Consider the following 13,849-nt stretch of genomic DNA (forward strand, 5'->3'; position numbering starts at 1 on the left):
TCTAACGTAGGGAGAGCGGGCGCCGGAAGCCGGCCTCGCGCCCGGCAATCAGCCAGTAGACCAGTCCGGCGACCAGGCCGGCGGCGGCGATGATGCCGATATCGGCCCAGCGCTCGAGGCTCAAGTCTTCCGGCGCGCTCGGCCAGATCAGGACGAAGCCGGCAGCCGCTGCTGCGGCGCCGAAGGCCATATGCAGCCAAAAACTGCGCAGCGAAAACAATTCGGCGATCAGTGCGAAGATCAGCGTCTGCAGGCCGGTTAGTACGATCGTCAGGAAATAGATGAACATGCCGAGCGGTGGCACGACCAGCGCCGCGATGGGGGAGAGCCCCATGAAATCGAAATACGCCGGTGCATCAGGCAGCGAACTCAATGCACCATAGATCGTTACTACTGCAATCAGTCCAACCAGCACCGCAACGAAATAGCCGGCGAGCATCATCAGAACGCGTTTCGCCACATGCTTTGCCGTCGCCATGCCCACCCCCGTGCGGCTCAATGATCACGCCGCAGTCAGCCATCAAAGCCGCATCGGCGCAAGGGGATGCCGAAAAGGTGCAGGCCCCGCTTTTGGTGAAGCCACGCCGCCGCCCGCTTCCGAGGGGTCGTCGCCAGGCCGCGCTGTAACCTGGTTGCCGGAATTGTTCCGGCCGCACGTATCGCCTGGAGGAAGGGTGACCGCGATCTATTTCGGCTCGGCTGTCACCGGATCGTAGGTGATTTCGACCTTCGCCTTATCGGTCGTGTAATAGGTGACGGTGTAGGCGCCGCTGTCCCAGCCGACCTCGTCGACGTAGCGAAAGTCGTCGCGCTGCTCGACCTTGGCGATTATTTCCGACAGTTTCCTAGCATTCTGCGGCGGCAACGGGCTGCCGTCTGCGGCAAAGGCCGGTCCGCCGAGAAGGAGGACTGCGACACCTGTCGCCAAAACAAGTCTGGACATGGCTTTCCCTCACTCTTCGAGGAGTAGAAACTCGCGGCCATGCAGGTTTGTTCCGGATTGGGCAAGGGGCGTGACAATCTAGCGCCGTGCCGGCGCGCCGCATTGTTGTCCCCTGAACGGAATCGGATGCAGCCTCGAAAGCTGTGGGGTTGGTGGGCGATGCAGGGATTGAACCTGCGACCCCACCCGTGTGAAGGGTGTGCTCTCCCGCTGAGCTAATCGCCCGCTCTTGCCCGAAGGCCAAGCGCGCCGCGATATAAGGGAGGCCGGCCGGGGAAGTCAAGGCGATGCCCTGGCGTTCCGACGAAGACCGAATGCAATCCCGCCGGGAGCGACCCGGTCGCCTCGCTCAGCGCCCCGCAGCGGCGATCAGGCGTTCGGCCAGACCAAGCGTCAGTGCGTCGAAATGCGAGATCACCGCCGACGGTTCGAATTCGCGCACATGGCGGTCGGTGTAACCGAAATCGACCGCGACCACGGGAATGCCGGCGGCTTTCGCCGTATCGATGTCGGTCTGCGAATCACCGACCATCAGCGCGCGGTGCGGATCGCCGCCGGCCAGCACGATGGTTTGGGTCAGATGGCGCGGATCGGGCTTGCGGAACGCAAACGTGTCCTGGCCGCAAATCGCCGCGAAATGCTTCGCCAGGCCGAGCGCCTCGATCAGCGCCACCGAGTTGGCTGCGTATTTGTTCGTGCAGACGGCCAGGAGATAACCGGCTGCTTCGAATCGGGCGATCGTCTCGACGACGCCGGGGTAGGGGCGCGATTTACCCGGGATGTTGTCGGTGTAATGATCGAGAAACAGTTTCAGCAAGCGATCATGCTCCTGGCTTTCCAGCGATCTCTGCTGCGCGGTATGCGCGCGCTCGATCATCACCCGTCCACCATGGCCGACGAAGCGCTTGAAGCCGGCCTCATCGACGGCTGCGAGTTCGCTGGCGGCAAGGCTGTGGTTGAGGCTGTCGAGCAGGTCCGGCGCTGTATCGATCAGCGTCCCGTCGAGGTCGAACACGATGATCGGTCGGGTCATGGCCTGTCCTGTGACGATTACGCTGCCGGCAGGCGATAGCCGCTGCAGCCCATCCAGGCAAGCGGTGCTTGGTCAATCCACAGGGCAAAGCCTTTGACCGGACGGGCAAAGATGCTAGGAGCGCCGAAACAAGCGAAATCCGGGGCAGGCATGGATGCGAGGCAACTGAAGGTCGAAGCCGCACGGGCGGCACTTGCCCATGTGACTGATGGCATGCGGCTCGGCATCGGCACCGGCTCGACGGCCGAGGAGTTCGTTCGGCTGCTTGCCGAGAAGGTCGCCAACGGCCTTACCATTATCGGCGTGCCGACCTCGGAGCGCACCGCCATCCTTTGCGGCGAGCTTGGCGTGCCGCTGTCGACGCTGGAGGAAACGCCGGAACTCGACCTTACCGTCGACGGGGCCGACGAGATCGATCCGGCGCTGACATTGATCAAGGGCGGCGGCGGCGCGCTGCTGCGCGAAAAGATCGTGGCGGCGGCTTCCGCCCGCATGATCGTCATTGCCGACCGTTCGAAGATGGTCGAGACGCTCGGCCGTTTTCCACTGCCCATCGAGGTCAACCCGTTCGGCCTGCGTGCCACGGAAATCGCGGTCGCCGCGGCGGCCGGAAGGCTCGGTCTTTCCGGTCCCGTCACATTGAGGATGACGGGGGGCCAGCCTTTTGTTACAGACGGCGGCCATTTTATCCTCGATGCATCTTTTGGCCGCATTCCGGATACAAGAGCGCTTTCGAATGCCCTCCATGCCATTCCGGGCGTGGTCGAGCATGGTCTTTTCATCGGGCTGGCATCAGCGGCCATCATAGCCGGCGACGGCGTCCAAACCGTCCATGCCGCCCGAAAACCAGGGAGTTCTACCGATCATGATGTTGCATAACCGGGTTCGCCGTTTTTCTGCCGTTCTGGCAGCTTCAGCCGTCTTTGCGTTTTCATCGCCGGCGTTCTCGCAGGACGTCACCGACGGGCATCTGAAGGCGGCCCGCGCCGCGGTCGCGGCGATCCACGCAACGGACCCGTTCGACAACATCTTGCCGCAAGCCGCCGCCGCGCTTCAGCAGCAGCTTATCCAAAAGAACCCGGACATGCAGGAGCTGATCGGCAGAACGGTTAGCGAAAAGGCTCTGGCGCTGGCCTCGCGCCGCGCCGATCTCGAGAAGGAAGCGGCCTTAGCCTATGCCAAGGTATTTTCCGAAAAAGAGCTTACCGAAATCGCCGCTTTCTACAATTCCGATTCCGGCAAGAAGCTGCTCGACAGCGGCCCGGCCGTGACGCGTGACCTGCTCAAGGCCGCCGACATCTGGCAGAACGGCGTCGCTCGCGATCTCGCACAACAGGTCGGCGAAACGCTGGCCGCGGCAGCGAAAGCTACAGCGCCGGCGGCACCGGCGAATGCCGCGGCTCCTGCGGCTGGTACGGAACCGGAAGCACCGAAGAACTGAGAATATTGTCCGGCGGCGTTATCGCTGCGGACCGGAAAGCCCGGCCTCCATTGCGCGTCCGACAGCGTGCGCGGCGTGATGGTCCGGGCTTTTCTTTTGGCGGTTTGCAGCCTACCTGTCTCAGACATTTGAAGGGCAAGGAGCCGCACCATGGCCGTCTATGACTACGATCTTTTCGTCATCGGCGGCGGCTCCGGCGGGGTGAGGGCGGCGCGCGTGGCGGCGGCACTCGGCAAGCGCGTCGGCATTGCCGAGGAATACCGCTATGGCGGCACCTGCGTCATTCGCGGCTGCGTGCCGAAGAAGCTCTATGTCTATGCGTCGCAATTTCCCGAACATTTTGCCGACGCCGCAGGTTATGGCTGGACCGTGCCGCAGGCGAGCTTCGACTGGCAGACATTGGTTGCCAACAAGGATCGCGAGATCAGCCGGCTGGAAGCCATCTACAGGAAGAATGTCCAAGGCGCCGGCGGCGAGACGTTCCAGTCGCGCGCCATGCTGGTCGATCCGCATGTGGTGCATCTTCTCGGCAACGACCGCACCGTAACCGCCGACCAGATTCTCATCGCCACCGGCGGCCGCCCAGCGCCGCACCCGGCTCTGCCCGGCCACGAGCACTGCATCTTTTCCAACGAGGCCTTCGACCTCAAGGAATTACCGAAGGCGATCATGATCGAGGGCGGCGGCTATATTGCCGTCGAATTCGCCAACATCTTTCACGGCCTCGGCGTCGACACAACGCTGGTCTATCGCGGCAAGGAGATTCTCTCGCGCTTCGACATGGATCTCCGGAGTATGCTGCACGAAACGATGGAAAAGAAGGGGATAAAAATCCTCTGCCATGCCGTATCCGAATGGGTCAGGAAGCGCCCAGACGGGCGCCTCGACGCTGTCGTCACTGGCGGCAAGATACTGGCGGTCGATCAGGTCATGCTCGCCATCGGGCGTCTCCCCAACACCGAAAACATGGGTCTTGAGGGCGTCGGCATCGAGATGACCAAGACCGGCGCTATCAATGTCGACCAATATTCGCGCACCAACATCGACAACATCTGGGCGATCGGCGACGTGACCAACCGCGTGCAATTGACGCCGGTGGCGATCCACGAGGCGATGTGTTTCGTCGAGACCGCCTTCAAGGGCAACCCGACCGCGCCCGACCATGATACGATCGCCACCGCAGTGTTTTCGCAGCCCGAGATCGGCACAGTCGGCCTGTCGGAAGATGAGGCGATAAAGCGTTTTTCCGACGTTGAGATCTACCGCGCCACCTTCCGGCCGATGCGGCACACATTGTCCGGCCGCGACGAAAAGATGCTGATTAAGCTGGTGGTCGACGGCACCTCGAAAAAAGTGCTCGGTGTCCATATCCTCGGGCCGGATGCCGGCGAGATGGCGCAGCTTCTCGGCATTCCGCTGAAGGCGGGGCTGACCAAGGATGATTTCGATCGCACAATGGCCGTGCATCCGACCGCGGCGGAAGAACTCGTCACCATGTACAAGCCGACCTACCGGGTGAAGGACGGCGAGCGCGTCTGACGTTTGCTTTCGCCCGGACGGAACAGCCGCCGATGTCCTTAAGCTCCTCGAAACACTGCTAACCGGGGGCGAGCCGGTGATCGCCCCGACACTGCCGGCTTCAGCGGGCAGCCGCTATTTCTGCCTCATGCGGCGAGGGAAGCGCAGCCATCTTTCCTCGACCGGCCTTGGGTGCTCGAGGATGGTGGTGAGCTCGACCGGCAGGCTTGGCGCCAGCGGCTTTTTGGTCGCGACGCCATCGGCGATGGCAACGATGCTGTGGTAGAATTCTGCGCCTGAAAGCGACCTTGGCGGCACGGCCTCGTGCATGATCGAGATCACCGTGACGTCTGGACAATTGTCCTTGATCGCTTGATGGAAGGCGATCTTCCCTTCGGGGTCGAGCGCGCCGGTCGCTTCGTCGAGGAACAGCAGCCCCGGCTGCTGCAGCACGATGCGAGCGACAACCAGCTTCTGTTTCTGGCCGCCCGAAAGCACCTGGTCCCAGCTCATTCCCTCGCGGCTTTCATCGGCCATGTGTCCGATGAAATCGCCAAGGCCCGCTCTGTGCAGAGCCGATGCAACCTGCGCGTCGGTGTGGTCGTGCTCTGAGGCGGGCAGGCAGACCAGTTGCTTCAGCGAGACCTGCTGCAGCTTGACCTCCTGGGCGGCATAGAAACTTTCAACCCCTTCCGGGAAGACGATGGTACCGCGGCCATAGGGCCACAGACCGTTAATCGCCTTGATCAGGGAGGTCTTGCCGCAGCCCGATTCACCCTTCAGGAACGTCCACTCGCCACGCCGGAAGCGCAAATTCGCAGCACTCAGGAATGGCGTTGCGTCCTCGCCTCCATGCGCCAGTTCCAGCTTCTGGATCGTCAGGCCGAACACCGGGTTCTGGCGGTCGTAGCGGAACTCGGAGCGGCCGGTCAGGCTGTAGAATTCTTGCGGGTGCTGGACGTTTTCGATTGCCTGCGCCAGTTCGATGACGCGCTGGCTGTTGGCGCGCAAGGTGGCGATCTCCGGCATCACATGAATGAACCATGAACACTTGCTAATCAGCGCATTGACCTGTTCGGAAGCTGTTAAATAACCCTTGAGGTCGAGGCCGTTGTGAATGAAGGGCACTAGTCCAGGGCCGTAAGCGACAATCTTGGCGCCGATGAAATTGTAGATCAGCTCGAACGAAGCGTAGCCGGTGTTGACGACGTTCAATCTTGCCCAGGTACGGTCAATGTCGGCATAGCGCTGGCTGTGCACAGTCTTCTGTACATTCTCGCCTTGCGATGCGGCCACGTGAAAACTGCGGCGCAGGAACGTGATCAACTCGCCGCGGTAGTTGCCTTCAGCCTGCTGCATTCTGACGTTGAGCCACTCCAGCATTCGGCCGAGTTTCACCGCGATCCAGGTGTTGAACGGCACGTAGATAGCGATTGCCAAGAGAGCAAGGACGGCGCTGCCGTAGCTACCGAGAAACTCCAGCCCTTTCACCTCCACGGAGTTTCTCAGCAATTCTCCGCCGACAAAGTAGAGCGAAGTGAAGACGCCGAGCACACCCATAGCAAGCCCGATAGCTCCGCCGGTCATGGCCTTGATGGATTCCTGCACGCGCTGGTCAATGTTATCGGGAGCTGCGTTCCCGGAAGACCCATGCTGGGCATGGAAATGCGTATGATTGGTGTCGAGCAGAGACTCATTGAAGCGGCCGTCCAACCAGCCACGCCATTTGCGATGCAATGTTTTAGAAACAAGGTTGCGAACGCCGGCAATAACCAAGTCCTTGAGCACGACCAGCAACACGAGCAAACCGGCGTTGGTCAGCACTGTCTTGATTGGCGTGGTATTCGCGGCATTGTGGAAAAAGGCGATCGACGTCGCCAGCTCTGCTGCAGCCACTGTAAACCAGACGTCGGCTTTGCTGGACAGCGCGGTGACCAGGGCAATCACCAGGGTCAGCGTCCAGGCTTCCACCCAGCGTTCTGAAAACCAGTAGGCCCGCATCAGTCCCCAGAAGCTGCGCATCGAGGAAACCGGTGTCAGGAGCGGCGGCCTTGCGGCACCGCGGAGCCATTTTTCCGATATTGAATGTCGCTCTGGTCTACCGACCCGAATCACTATCCCGCCCAAACCTCTTTTAGTTTTGTTACAGAGAGTAACACCAATTGATCATTTTCCATTATCTTTTCTCTGCCTGCGGAGGATTGATCCGCTCGCCGTTGCCATCAAGCAACAGAATTCAGGACTGCAATGTCATGCCCTGTCGTTCCCAAAGGAATATTGTTTGCGTAAATTCAATGGGTTGCTGATCCACGCATGCGAAGGCTGGCATCTTCCCTTAGGGAAGCTCTTTCCACAGTTTTGTGAAGGCAAGAGCGTGGTCGATCAGCCGACTTTATGCTGCGGAAGACGGATGCGCGCAAGAACGTGCCGTCTTCGACACGACTTTGTTGGCCATGTCGGACCTGGTGGCGCCCGGAAAGTAACCGGAATCGCGTTGACTGCTGCGCAATGCATCGATGCCGCCAAGCTTGCCTATGGAACAGCTGCAGCAAGGGGTCGCTTTCTTGCAAGCCGCAAGCCGCCAAGCAAGGGGAAGTCGTCAACCAAGGGATTGACCCGCACCAGCAGGAACGGGCACTGATTTTTCGTCAGCCGCGCCAAGGTAACGGTGGAGTAGCGCCTATTCAGTTCGCCTTCTCCAACTCACCTTGCGCCTTGGCCGCCGCAACCTGGCGAATGGCGTCGGTCAACGTATCGGCGTCTTGCGCGCCCATCACCGCATACTTGCCCTCAAGCAGGAAGCACGGCACGCCCGTGATACCCATGCGCGAAGCGGTGGCGATTTCGGTGCGCACCGCCTCGACATCGGCGTCCGTCGGCAAAAGCGTCTCGACCACGGATGCATCCATGCCGGCCTCGCGGGCGGCGTTGATCAGCACGACATGATCGCCGAGATTGGCGCCTTCCTCGAAATTCAACTGGAACAGACGTCGCACCAGCCGGTTCTGCACGACCTCGCCGGCGGCACCAGCCCAGCGGATGACGCGGTGCGCGTCAAGCGTGTTGGGCGCGACCTTGATGGCGGCGAAGGCGAAGTTGATCCCTTCGGCCTCTCCCAGTGGCTCGATGCGGGCGTGGATCTCGCGGATGCGTTCGTCACTGCCGAATTTGGCCACCAGGTATTCGCGGCGATCTTTGCCTTCGGGCGGGATGGTCGGGTCGAGCTGGAACGGCCGCCAGCGAATGTGCACCTCGACATCGGTTGCCGCGGCGATCGCCTTGTCGAGCCGCTTCTGGCCGATGAAGCACCAGGGGCAGACGACGTCGGAGACCACATCGACGGTAATCGACTTCTCGTCGCTCATCTTGATCTCCTGTTCCGAAGAGGTCACTTCGGCTTGCGCCACCATGTCGGCAGCCGATAACCTGATATGGGCGTCTTTTGCGGATGTTCCAGATAGCTCCAGTAGGCGAGCCATTGCTGCGTGTTGTGCTGCATCGGAACCATGTAGTTGCCGGAGATCAACAACCTGTCGAGGACGCGGACGGCGGCAACATAATCTTCGCGGCTGCGGGCGTCGAGCATCGCCTCTAGTGCGGCATCTATCGCCGGATCGGCGACGCCGGCAAGGTTGAATGACCCTTCGGCATTGGCGGCAGCTGATCCCCAGCGCCCGAGCTGCTCGATGCCCGGCGACAGCGAGTTCTCGAAGCCGCTGGTGCCGATCAGCACATCGAAATCGAAACGTTGCTTGCGCGACTGGATCTGGTCGCCGTCAAGGCTGCGGATGGTGACAGCGATGCCGATCTTCGCCAGCGTGCGCTGGTAGATGGCGGCAAGGCGCTCCTCGTTCTGCGAGGCGGTCAGGATCTCGAAGCCGAAGGGTTTCCCCTCGGGATCGAGCATCACTCCATCCTGCAAGGCATAGCCCGCGCCCCTCAATATGTCGAAGGCAGCTTTCAGCACCTTGCGGTCCTGGCCCGAGCCGTCGGTGACGGGTGGCCGCCAGGTGCCATCCATGACATCGGCTGGCACACGGCCGGGGTAAGGTGCCAGAAGCGCTTTTTCCCTGTCGTCGGCCGGATGGCCGAGCGCGGAAAGCTCGGAATTCTGCCAATAGCTCATGGTGCGCATGTACTTGCCGCCAAACAAGTTCTTGTTGGCCCATTCGAAGTCGTAGAGCATGCCGAGCGCGCGTCGAACCACCGGATTGGAAAACTTCTCCAGTCTTGTGTTGAACAGGAACCCGGTCACCACTGGCGGGATGCCGGTGTCGAACGTTTCGGCGATCACGTCGCCCTTGTGGAAGGCCGGGAAGTCGAGATCGCGCTCGCGCTTGACCGGATCGCTGTCGTCGTCGATGGCGCAGATGCCTTTCTTGAAAGCTTCCAGCTTGGCGTTGGCATTGAGGAAATATTCGATGGTGATCTGGTCGTAATTGTCGAAACCGCGCTTGGCGGGGATGTCCTTGCCCCAATAATTTGGGTTGCGCTTGAATACGATGCGCTGGCCAGGCGCGACGTGCGCCACGGTGTACGGGCCGCTGCCGATCACCGGTTTCAGCGTGGTCCTGTCGAAGGTCTCCTTGTCGAAAGCGTGCTTCGGTACGATTGGCGTCATCGCGATAACCAACGGAGTCTCGCGGTTAGCCTTGTCATTGAATATAAAGCGCACGCTGTGGTCGCCGATTTTTTCGAGTTTGGCGACCATGCTCATACGGGCGCTGTAGGGTGGTCGGCCTTTCTCGGTAAAGACGTCGTAAGTGAACAGCACGTCTTCCGCAGTCACCGGTTGGCCATCAGACCACCTGGCCCTCGGATCGAGGTGGAATTCGATGCTCTTGCGCTCTGGATCCATATCGGCAGTGTCGGCAAGCAGGCCGTAAAGACTGAAGGCTTCATCGTCATTGCGCTGCATCAACGGCTCGAAGACCAGATTGCCGAAGATCTTATCGATCATGCCGCGTGCGGTCGTGCGCAGGCTTTTCAGGATGAACGGGTTGAGATTGTCGAAGCTTCCAACGACGCAATAGGTGATGCTGCCGCCCTTCGGCGCATCGGGATTGACGTAGTTGAAATGCCTATAATCGGCGGGCAGCGCCGGCTCGCCCTGCATGGCGATCGCGTGTTTCGGCTCCGACAGAGCTGGCTGAAGCGAAAGGGTGATAGACGAGATCGCGGCGATCAGCCAAACAAGAACGCGGCCCATGACCGTCTCCTTACTGGGTCGGCTTGATGATTCGGAGCGCACCCTAACATGAGCCGGCCGCCTCCCGGCCAATCGCGAGCTCAAGAATTGCGACTATCGGGCTGGATTCGGCACCGCTTGCAGTGTAACACGCCGTCCGAAGTCATTCTGTTGCCTCATTTCGGCAACAGGTAGCTGGACCACACGGCGCGAAGAAGCCGGTCCTGGGATCATTTGAGAGGAAGTGCACGATATGACGAGCCTGAACAGCAACGCGTACCGCCTGTCGGTCATGGCCGCTGGCGTGGTCGGCTTTCTGGGCGCACAACTTCCCACTGCTCTTGCGCAGCAGCAACAGCAGATTCCGCAGGGCTGGTTCAAAGCCTGCACCAAGCAGGAAGACGTCGACATCTGCAATGTCCAGAACATCACCACTGCCGGCAACGGCCAGCTCGTCACCGGCGTCAGCCTGATCGAATTGAAGGGCAAGGTGAACCGCAAGGTGTTCCAGGTGACGGTTCCGACCGGCCGACTGGTTCCTCCCGGCATTGGCCTCCAGATCGATGCCGGGAAGGCGCAGAAGCTCGATTATGTGATCTGCTTCCCTGACCGGTGCGTGGCGGAAGTGCCGCTGACCGACCAGCTCGTCGCCTCCTTCAAGAAGGGTTCGAACCTGACGCTCACCTCGGTCAATTTCCAGAACCAGCCGAACCCGATCAAGGTCGCGCTGACCGGCTTCAGCGGCGCCTTCGACGGACCGCCGCTGCAGCAGTCGGACATCGAGGATCGGCAGAAGAAGCTTCAGGATTTCGTTGCCAAGAACAATCAGGACTTCGCCAAGAAGCTCAAGGAAGAGCAGGACAAGGCGAAGACCGCCAACTGATCGCCCCTCAGGCGCAATTTCTAAGGAAAAAGCGGGATCATGCCCCGCTTTTTTTCGTTTCGGCCAGCCATTTCGTGATCCCGGTCAGGCCCGCAATCCCGTCAGGTCAATGTCTTGACTGGCGTCTCGGCTCGTAGCGCCCATCCGGCCTCTTGTCGAACATCTCACCGATCTCCGGATGCCGCACCGGTTCGCCAGACTGATCCTCGAGCAGGTTCTGCTCAGACACATAGGCGATGTATTCCGTTTCCGAATTCTCGGCGAGCAAATGGTAGAAGGGCTGGTCCTTGCGCGGCCGCACATCCGCGGGGATCGCCTCGTACCATTCGTCGGTGTTGGCGAATTGCGGGTCGACATCGAAAATGATGCCGCGGAACGGAAACAGCCGGTGGCGAACCACCTGCCCGATCGAGAATTTGGCTGTCTTCATCATCGTACTCACCACTAAGTCCTAGGAGCGCCGCGTCCTTGGAATGCGCAAAGACTCTCTAAGACTTTGAATTTACGCATTACGCTTCAAAAAATCGAGCCCCACTTAGGACTGATACCTGGCCCTACTTGACGCAGACGTTCAATGCCGCAGCGCTTGGCGCCCCGTCACTACGGGCTAGCCCGAGGGCGTGCTACCGCCTGACTTGTTCCTTAAGCCGCCGGCGAGTGCCGCAAAACCACTGCCGGGCCGCAGCCCCTCGCGCATGAAAAAGGCGCGAAGCGGCGCGAAGCCGCCGAGCACGCCGAGACCAGCGCTGCGCGCCATCTGTGCTGGCAGCATGTCCGAGAGCAGCGACTTGTTGAGCAGGTTGACCGCACTGCTGCGCGCCAGGATGTCGGGCCGGCGCTTGAAATCATAGGCTGCGAGTGCCTTGACGGCGCCGGGGTCAACCCTGTTTTCGCAAGTAATTCCAATCAGATCATCGATATCCCTGATACCAAGGTTGAGACCTTGTGCGCCGATCGGCGGAAACACATGGGCGGCTTCGCCGACAAGTGCCACCCGATTATGCGCGAAGCACCGGGGCGTTACGCCGGAAAGCGGGTAGATCTGCCGGCCGGGTTCGACAGAAACCCGGCCCAGCATCGATTGCATCCGCTGTTCGATCCGCATCGAAAGCGTAGCATCGTCCAGTGCGGCGAGTTCTTTCGCCGTTGCCGGTTCTACTACCCAGACGAGGCTGGACCGGTTGCCGGGCAGGGGAACCTGGGTGAACGGACCGGTCTCGGTGTGGAATTCGGTCGAGGTGAAAGCGTGGTCGCTGCGGTGAGCGAAATTGAGAACCAGTGCGGCCTGCGGATAAGACCGCGCGGATGTCGAGATGCCGGCAGCCTCGCGGGCCGGCGACAGACGGCCATCGGCAGCGACCGCCAGCGATGCTGCAACCTCGCTGCCGTCAGACAGGATCGCATGGGCATGATCGGCGTCGAGGCGCCAAGTCTCCACCATCGATTTTCGCCATTCGATGCCGGAATGCGCGACTACAGCCCCGGCAAGCGCGGGATTGAGAGCGCTGTTGGGTAAGTTCAGCCCGAACTGCTCCTCGCCGATTTCGCTGGCACGAAAAATGACCACCGGGCTGCGGATCAGCCGGCTGGTTGCATCGACGATGCGCATAACCGTCAGCGGTGCCGCTTTGGAGCTCACCTCATCGAGGACGCCCAACCGTTCGAGGATATTCAGGGCTGGGTTCATCAAGGCCGTCGTTCGGCCGTCTTGGCCATTTGCCTCAGGTCCGACGAGCGTCACGGGAAAGCCGGCATCCGCAAAACCAAGCGCTGCGATCAGCCCTGCCGGGCCACTGCCGGCAACCAGTATCCGTGCTGTCTGCTGATGGTCCAAGTTCGCTTCCGGATTGTGATGCGAGGCGGTCGGTCCGACCTGATAAGCATATAGGTCAGATCATACGGCTTGATCAACGCGGCGATTCGGCCCATTCGATTGCCATGATCGGCCAAGACCATGATTTCAGTCATCTCGACCGTGTCGGCCGTGCCACGGCGAGCATCTCGCGCAATCCTCGACTGGCGGTGAGCATCGTTCTGGGCGCAAGCGTCCTTCTGGCCTGGCTGCTTCTCGGCGCCATGGCGATTCGCGGCGCCGAAAGCCGGGTTCCGGGCATCGATGCACCCGGCGACACATTGATCAGATATCTTCCGCAGCTGCCGCTGCCGGATTTTCTTGAGCGCTTCTTCACCCTTTGTCTTGCACCTGCGCCGCTCGACGGGGGCGTCGGCGCGCAGGCCGGAGCGCTCGTCGTCATGTGGTTCCTGATGGCGGTCGCCACCATGCTGCCTTCGGCGGCGCCGATGATCCGCACCTATTGCGAGATCGCCGATACCGCGCGGATCAAGGGCGAAGCGGTCGTCCATCCGCTGGTCCTGGTCGCCGGTTACCTCAGCGTGTGGTTGGCTGCGTCGGCAGCGTTTGCGGCGCTGACGCTCATCGTTCACGCCTTCGCATCATCTGTGCAGATGCTCGATCCGGTGGTCGGAGCGACAGGAGCGGCTGCAGTTTTGGGTGCCGGCCTTTACCAGTTCAGCGGTCTGAAGCAAGCCTGCCTGACGAAGTGCAAAAACCCGTTCTCGATCCTGTTTTCGAACTGGAGCGCGAGGTCCGGCCGGATTTTCCGGCTCGGCATGGAGCAGGGCGTCTGGTGTCTCGGCTGCTGCTGGGCGCTGATGCTGGTGATGTTCGCCGTCGGCGTGATGAACTTGTTTTGGATGGCGCTGATCGGCCTGTTCACCTTGATCGAAAAACAGACAGCGGGCAGGCTGCCAACCCGGATCGCCGGTGCGATACTGCTTGTCTGGGCAGCCGCCCTGCTAGTAGTCTCGGCATAGGGAGTGAA

General features: G+C 61.0%; 13 protein-coding genes and 1 tRNA gene. 5 read left to right on the forward strand and 9 right to left on the reverse strand.

From position 1 onward, the window contains the following. Position 1: 1 nt before the first annotated feature. The 4 genes from ACWUKX_RS17730 to ACWUKX_RS17745 form a co-directional block, all read right to left on the reverse strand. Positions 2–478 carry a hypothetical protein gene (locus ACWUKX_RS17730; protein WP_456008156.1) on the reverse strand — a complete coding sequence of 159 codons (477 nt, stop codon included), beginning with the start codon at positions 476–478 and terminating at the stop codon, positions 2–4. Positions 479–685: 207 nt separating this feature from the next. Beyond that, positions 686–943 (reverse strand): PepSY domain-containing protein, encoded by a 258-nt coding sequence (locus tag ACWUKX_RS17735; RefSeq protein ID WP_065010026.1) that lies wholly within the window; start codon positions 941–943, stop codon positions 686–688. A 150-nt stretch (positions 944–1,093) separates the two neighbouring features. Beyond that, a tRNA-Val gene (locus tag ACWUKX_RS17740) sits at positions 1,094–1,168 on the reverse strand. A 124-nt stretch (positions 1,169–1,292) separates the two neighbouring features. Continuing rightward, the gene (locus tag ACWUKX_RS17745) at positions 1,293–1,976 is read right to left on the reverse strand and encodes a phosphoglycolate phosphatase (protein WP_456008158.1); all 684 of its coding nucleotides are present in this window, start codon (positions 1,974–1,976) and stop codon (positions 1,293–1,295) included. Positions 1,977–2,126: 150 nt separating this feature from the next. Here ACWUKX_RS17745 and rpiA point away from each other — a divergent pair, with 150 nt between their 5' ends. The 3 genes from rpiA (at position 2,127) to gor (ending at position 4,956) form a co-directional block, all read left to right on the forward strand. Further along, the gene (gene rpiA / locus ACWUKX_RS17750) at positions 2,127–2,855 is read left to right on the forward strand and encodes a ribose-5-phosphate isomerase RpiA (RefSeq protein WP_065010027.1); all 729 of its coding nucleotides are present in this window, start codon (positions 2,127–2,129) and stop codon (positions 2,853–2,855) included. After that, complete coding sequence (locus ACWUKX_RS17755; protein WP_456008160.1) at positions 2,842–3,417, forward strand: DUF2059 domain-containing protein; 576 nt, start codon at positions 2,842–2,844, stop codon at positions 3,415–3,417. Before rpiA ends, ACWUKX_RS17755 begins: the two co-directional genes overlap by 14 nt. Positions 3,418–3,567: 150 nt before the next feature. Further along, positions 3,568–4,956 carry a glutathione-disulfide reductase gene (gene gor, locus ACWUKX_RS17760; RefSeq protein WP_456008161.1) on the forward strand — a complete coding sequence of 463 codons (1,389 nt, stop codon included), beginning with the start codon at positions 3,568–3,570 and terminating at the stop codon, positions 4,954–4,956. Positions 4,957–5,070: 114 nt separating this feature from the next. On the opposite strand, the gene ACWUKX_RS17765 is transcribed toward gor, so the two are convergent. From ACWUKX_RS17765 to ACWUKX_RS17775, 3 genes are all read right to left on the reverse strand, one after another. Next, positions 5,071–6,957, reverse strand: coding sequence for an ABC transporter ATP-binding protein/permease (locus tag ACWUKX_RS17765; protein ID WP_456008162.1), 1,887 nt, complete (start codon positions 6,955–6,957; stop codon positions 5,071–5,073). A 662-nt stretch (positions 6,958–7,619) separates the two neighbouring features. After that, on the reverse strand, positions 7,620–8,300 hold the full coding sequence (locus tag ACWUKX_RS17770; protein WP_456008163.1) for a DsbA family oxidoreductase: 681 nt from the start codon (positions 8,298–8,300) through the stop codon (positions 7,620–7,622). Between the two features lie 23 nt (positions 8,301–8,323). Next, on the reverse strand, positions 8,324–10,144 hold the full coding sequence (locus ACWUKX_RS17775) for an extracellular solute-binding protein (protein ID WP_456008165.1): 1,821 nt from the start codon (positions 10,142–10,144) through the stop codon (positions 8,324–8,326). Positions 10,145–10,376: 232 nt separating this feature from the next. Between ACWUKX_RS17775 and ACWUKX_RS17780 the strand changes: the two genes are divergently transcribed. Beyond that, entirely contained in the window at positions 10,377–11,006 is a 630-nt protein-coding gene (locus ACWUKX_RS17780; RefSeq protein WP_029352485.1) for an invasion associated locus B family protein, read from the forward strand. Between the two features lie 106 nt (positions 11,007–11,112). Here ACWUKX_RS17780 and hspQ read toward each other — a convergent pair whose 3' ends face one another. Both hspQ and ACWUKX_RS17790 read right to left on the reverse strand, forming a co-directional pair. Then, on the reverse strand, positions 11,113–11,436 hold the full coding sequence (gene hspQ, locus ACWUKX_RS17785; RefSeq protein WP_029352484.1) for a heat shock protein HspQ: 324 nt from the start codon (positions 11,434–11,436) through the stop codon (positions 11,113–11,115). Positions 11,437–11,613: 177 nt separating this feature from the next. Continuing rightward, the gene (locus ACWUKX_RS17790; protein WP_456008167.1) at positions 11,614–12,840 is read right to left on the reverse strand and encodes a UbiH/UbiF family hydroxylase; all 1,227 of its coding nucleotides are present in this window, start codon (positions 12,838–12,840) and stop codon (positions 11,614–11,616) included. A 104-nt stretch (positions 12,841–12,944) separates the two neighbouring features. Between ACWUKX_RS17790 and ACWUKX_RS17795 the strand changes: the two genes are divergently transcribed. Next, positions 12,945–13,841, forward strand: a complete 897-nt coding sequence (locus ACWUKX_RS17795) for a DUF2182 domain-containing protein (RefSeq protein ID WP_456008168.1) — start codon at positions 12,945–12,947, stop codon at positions 13,839–13,841. Positions 13,842–13,849: the final 8 nt, after the last annotated feature.

It is taken from the genome of Mesorhizobium sp. f-mel (assembly GCF_053850215.1).

Excerpts from the sequence above, each read along its gene's own strand:
- rpiA (WP_065010027.1), top strand. The coding sequence starts at position 2,127 with ATGGATGCGAGGCAACTGAAGGTCGAAGCCGCACGGGCGGCACTTGCC.
- ACWUKX_RS17755 (WP_456008160.1), top strand. The coding sequence starts at position 2,842 with ATGATGTTGCATAACCGGGTTCGCCGTTTTTCTGCCGTTCTGGCAGCT.
- gor (WP_456008161.1), top strand. The coding sequence starts at position 3,568 with ATGGCCGTCTATGACTACGATCTTTTCGTCATCGGCGGCGGCTCCGGC.
- ACWUKX_RS17735 (WP_065010026.1), bottom strand. The coding sequence starts at position 943 with ATGTCCAGACTTGTTTTGGCGACAGGTGTCGCAGTCCTCCTTCTCGGC.
- ACWUKX_RS17780 (WP_029352485.1), top strand. The coding sequence starts at position 10,377 with ATGACGAGCCTGAACAGCAACGCGTACCGCCTGTCGGTCATGGCCGCT.
- ACWUKX_RS17770 (WP_456008163.1), bottom strand. The coding sequence starts at position 8,300 with ATGAGCGACGAGAAGTCGATTACCGTCGATGTGGTCTCCGACGTCGTC.
- ACWUKX_RS17730 (WP_456008156.1), bottom strand. The coding sequence starts at position 478 with ATGGCGACGGCAAAGCATGTGGCGAAACGCGTTCTGATGATGCTCGCC.
- ACWUKX_RS17765 (WP_456008162.1), bottom strand. The coding sequence starts at position 6,957 with ATGCGCAGCTTCTGGGGACTGATGCGGGCCTACTGGTTTTCAGAACGC.
- ACWUKX_RS17775 (WP_456008165.1), bottom strand. The coding sequence starts at position 10,144 with ATGGGCCGCGTTCTTGTTTGGCTGATCGCCGCGATCTCGTCTATCACC.
- hspQ (WP_029352484.1), bottom strand. The coding sequence starts at position 11,436 with ATGAAGACAGCCAAATTCTCGATCGGGCAGGTGGTTCGCCACCGGCTG.
- ACWUKX_RS17795 (WP_456008168.1), top strand. The coding sequence starts at position 12,945 with ATGATCGGCCAAGACCATGATTTCAGTCATCTCGACCGTGTCGGCCGT.
- ACWUKX_RS17745 (WP_456008158.1), bottom strand. The coding sequence starts at position 1,976 with ATGACCCGACCGATCATCGTGTTCGACCTCGACGGGACGCTGATCGAT.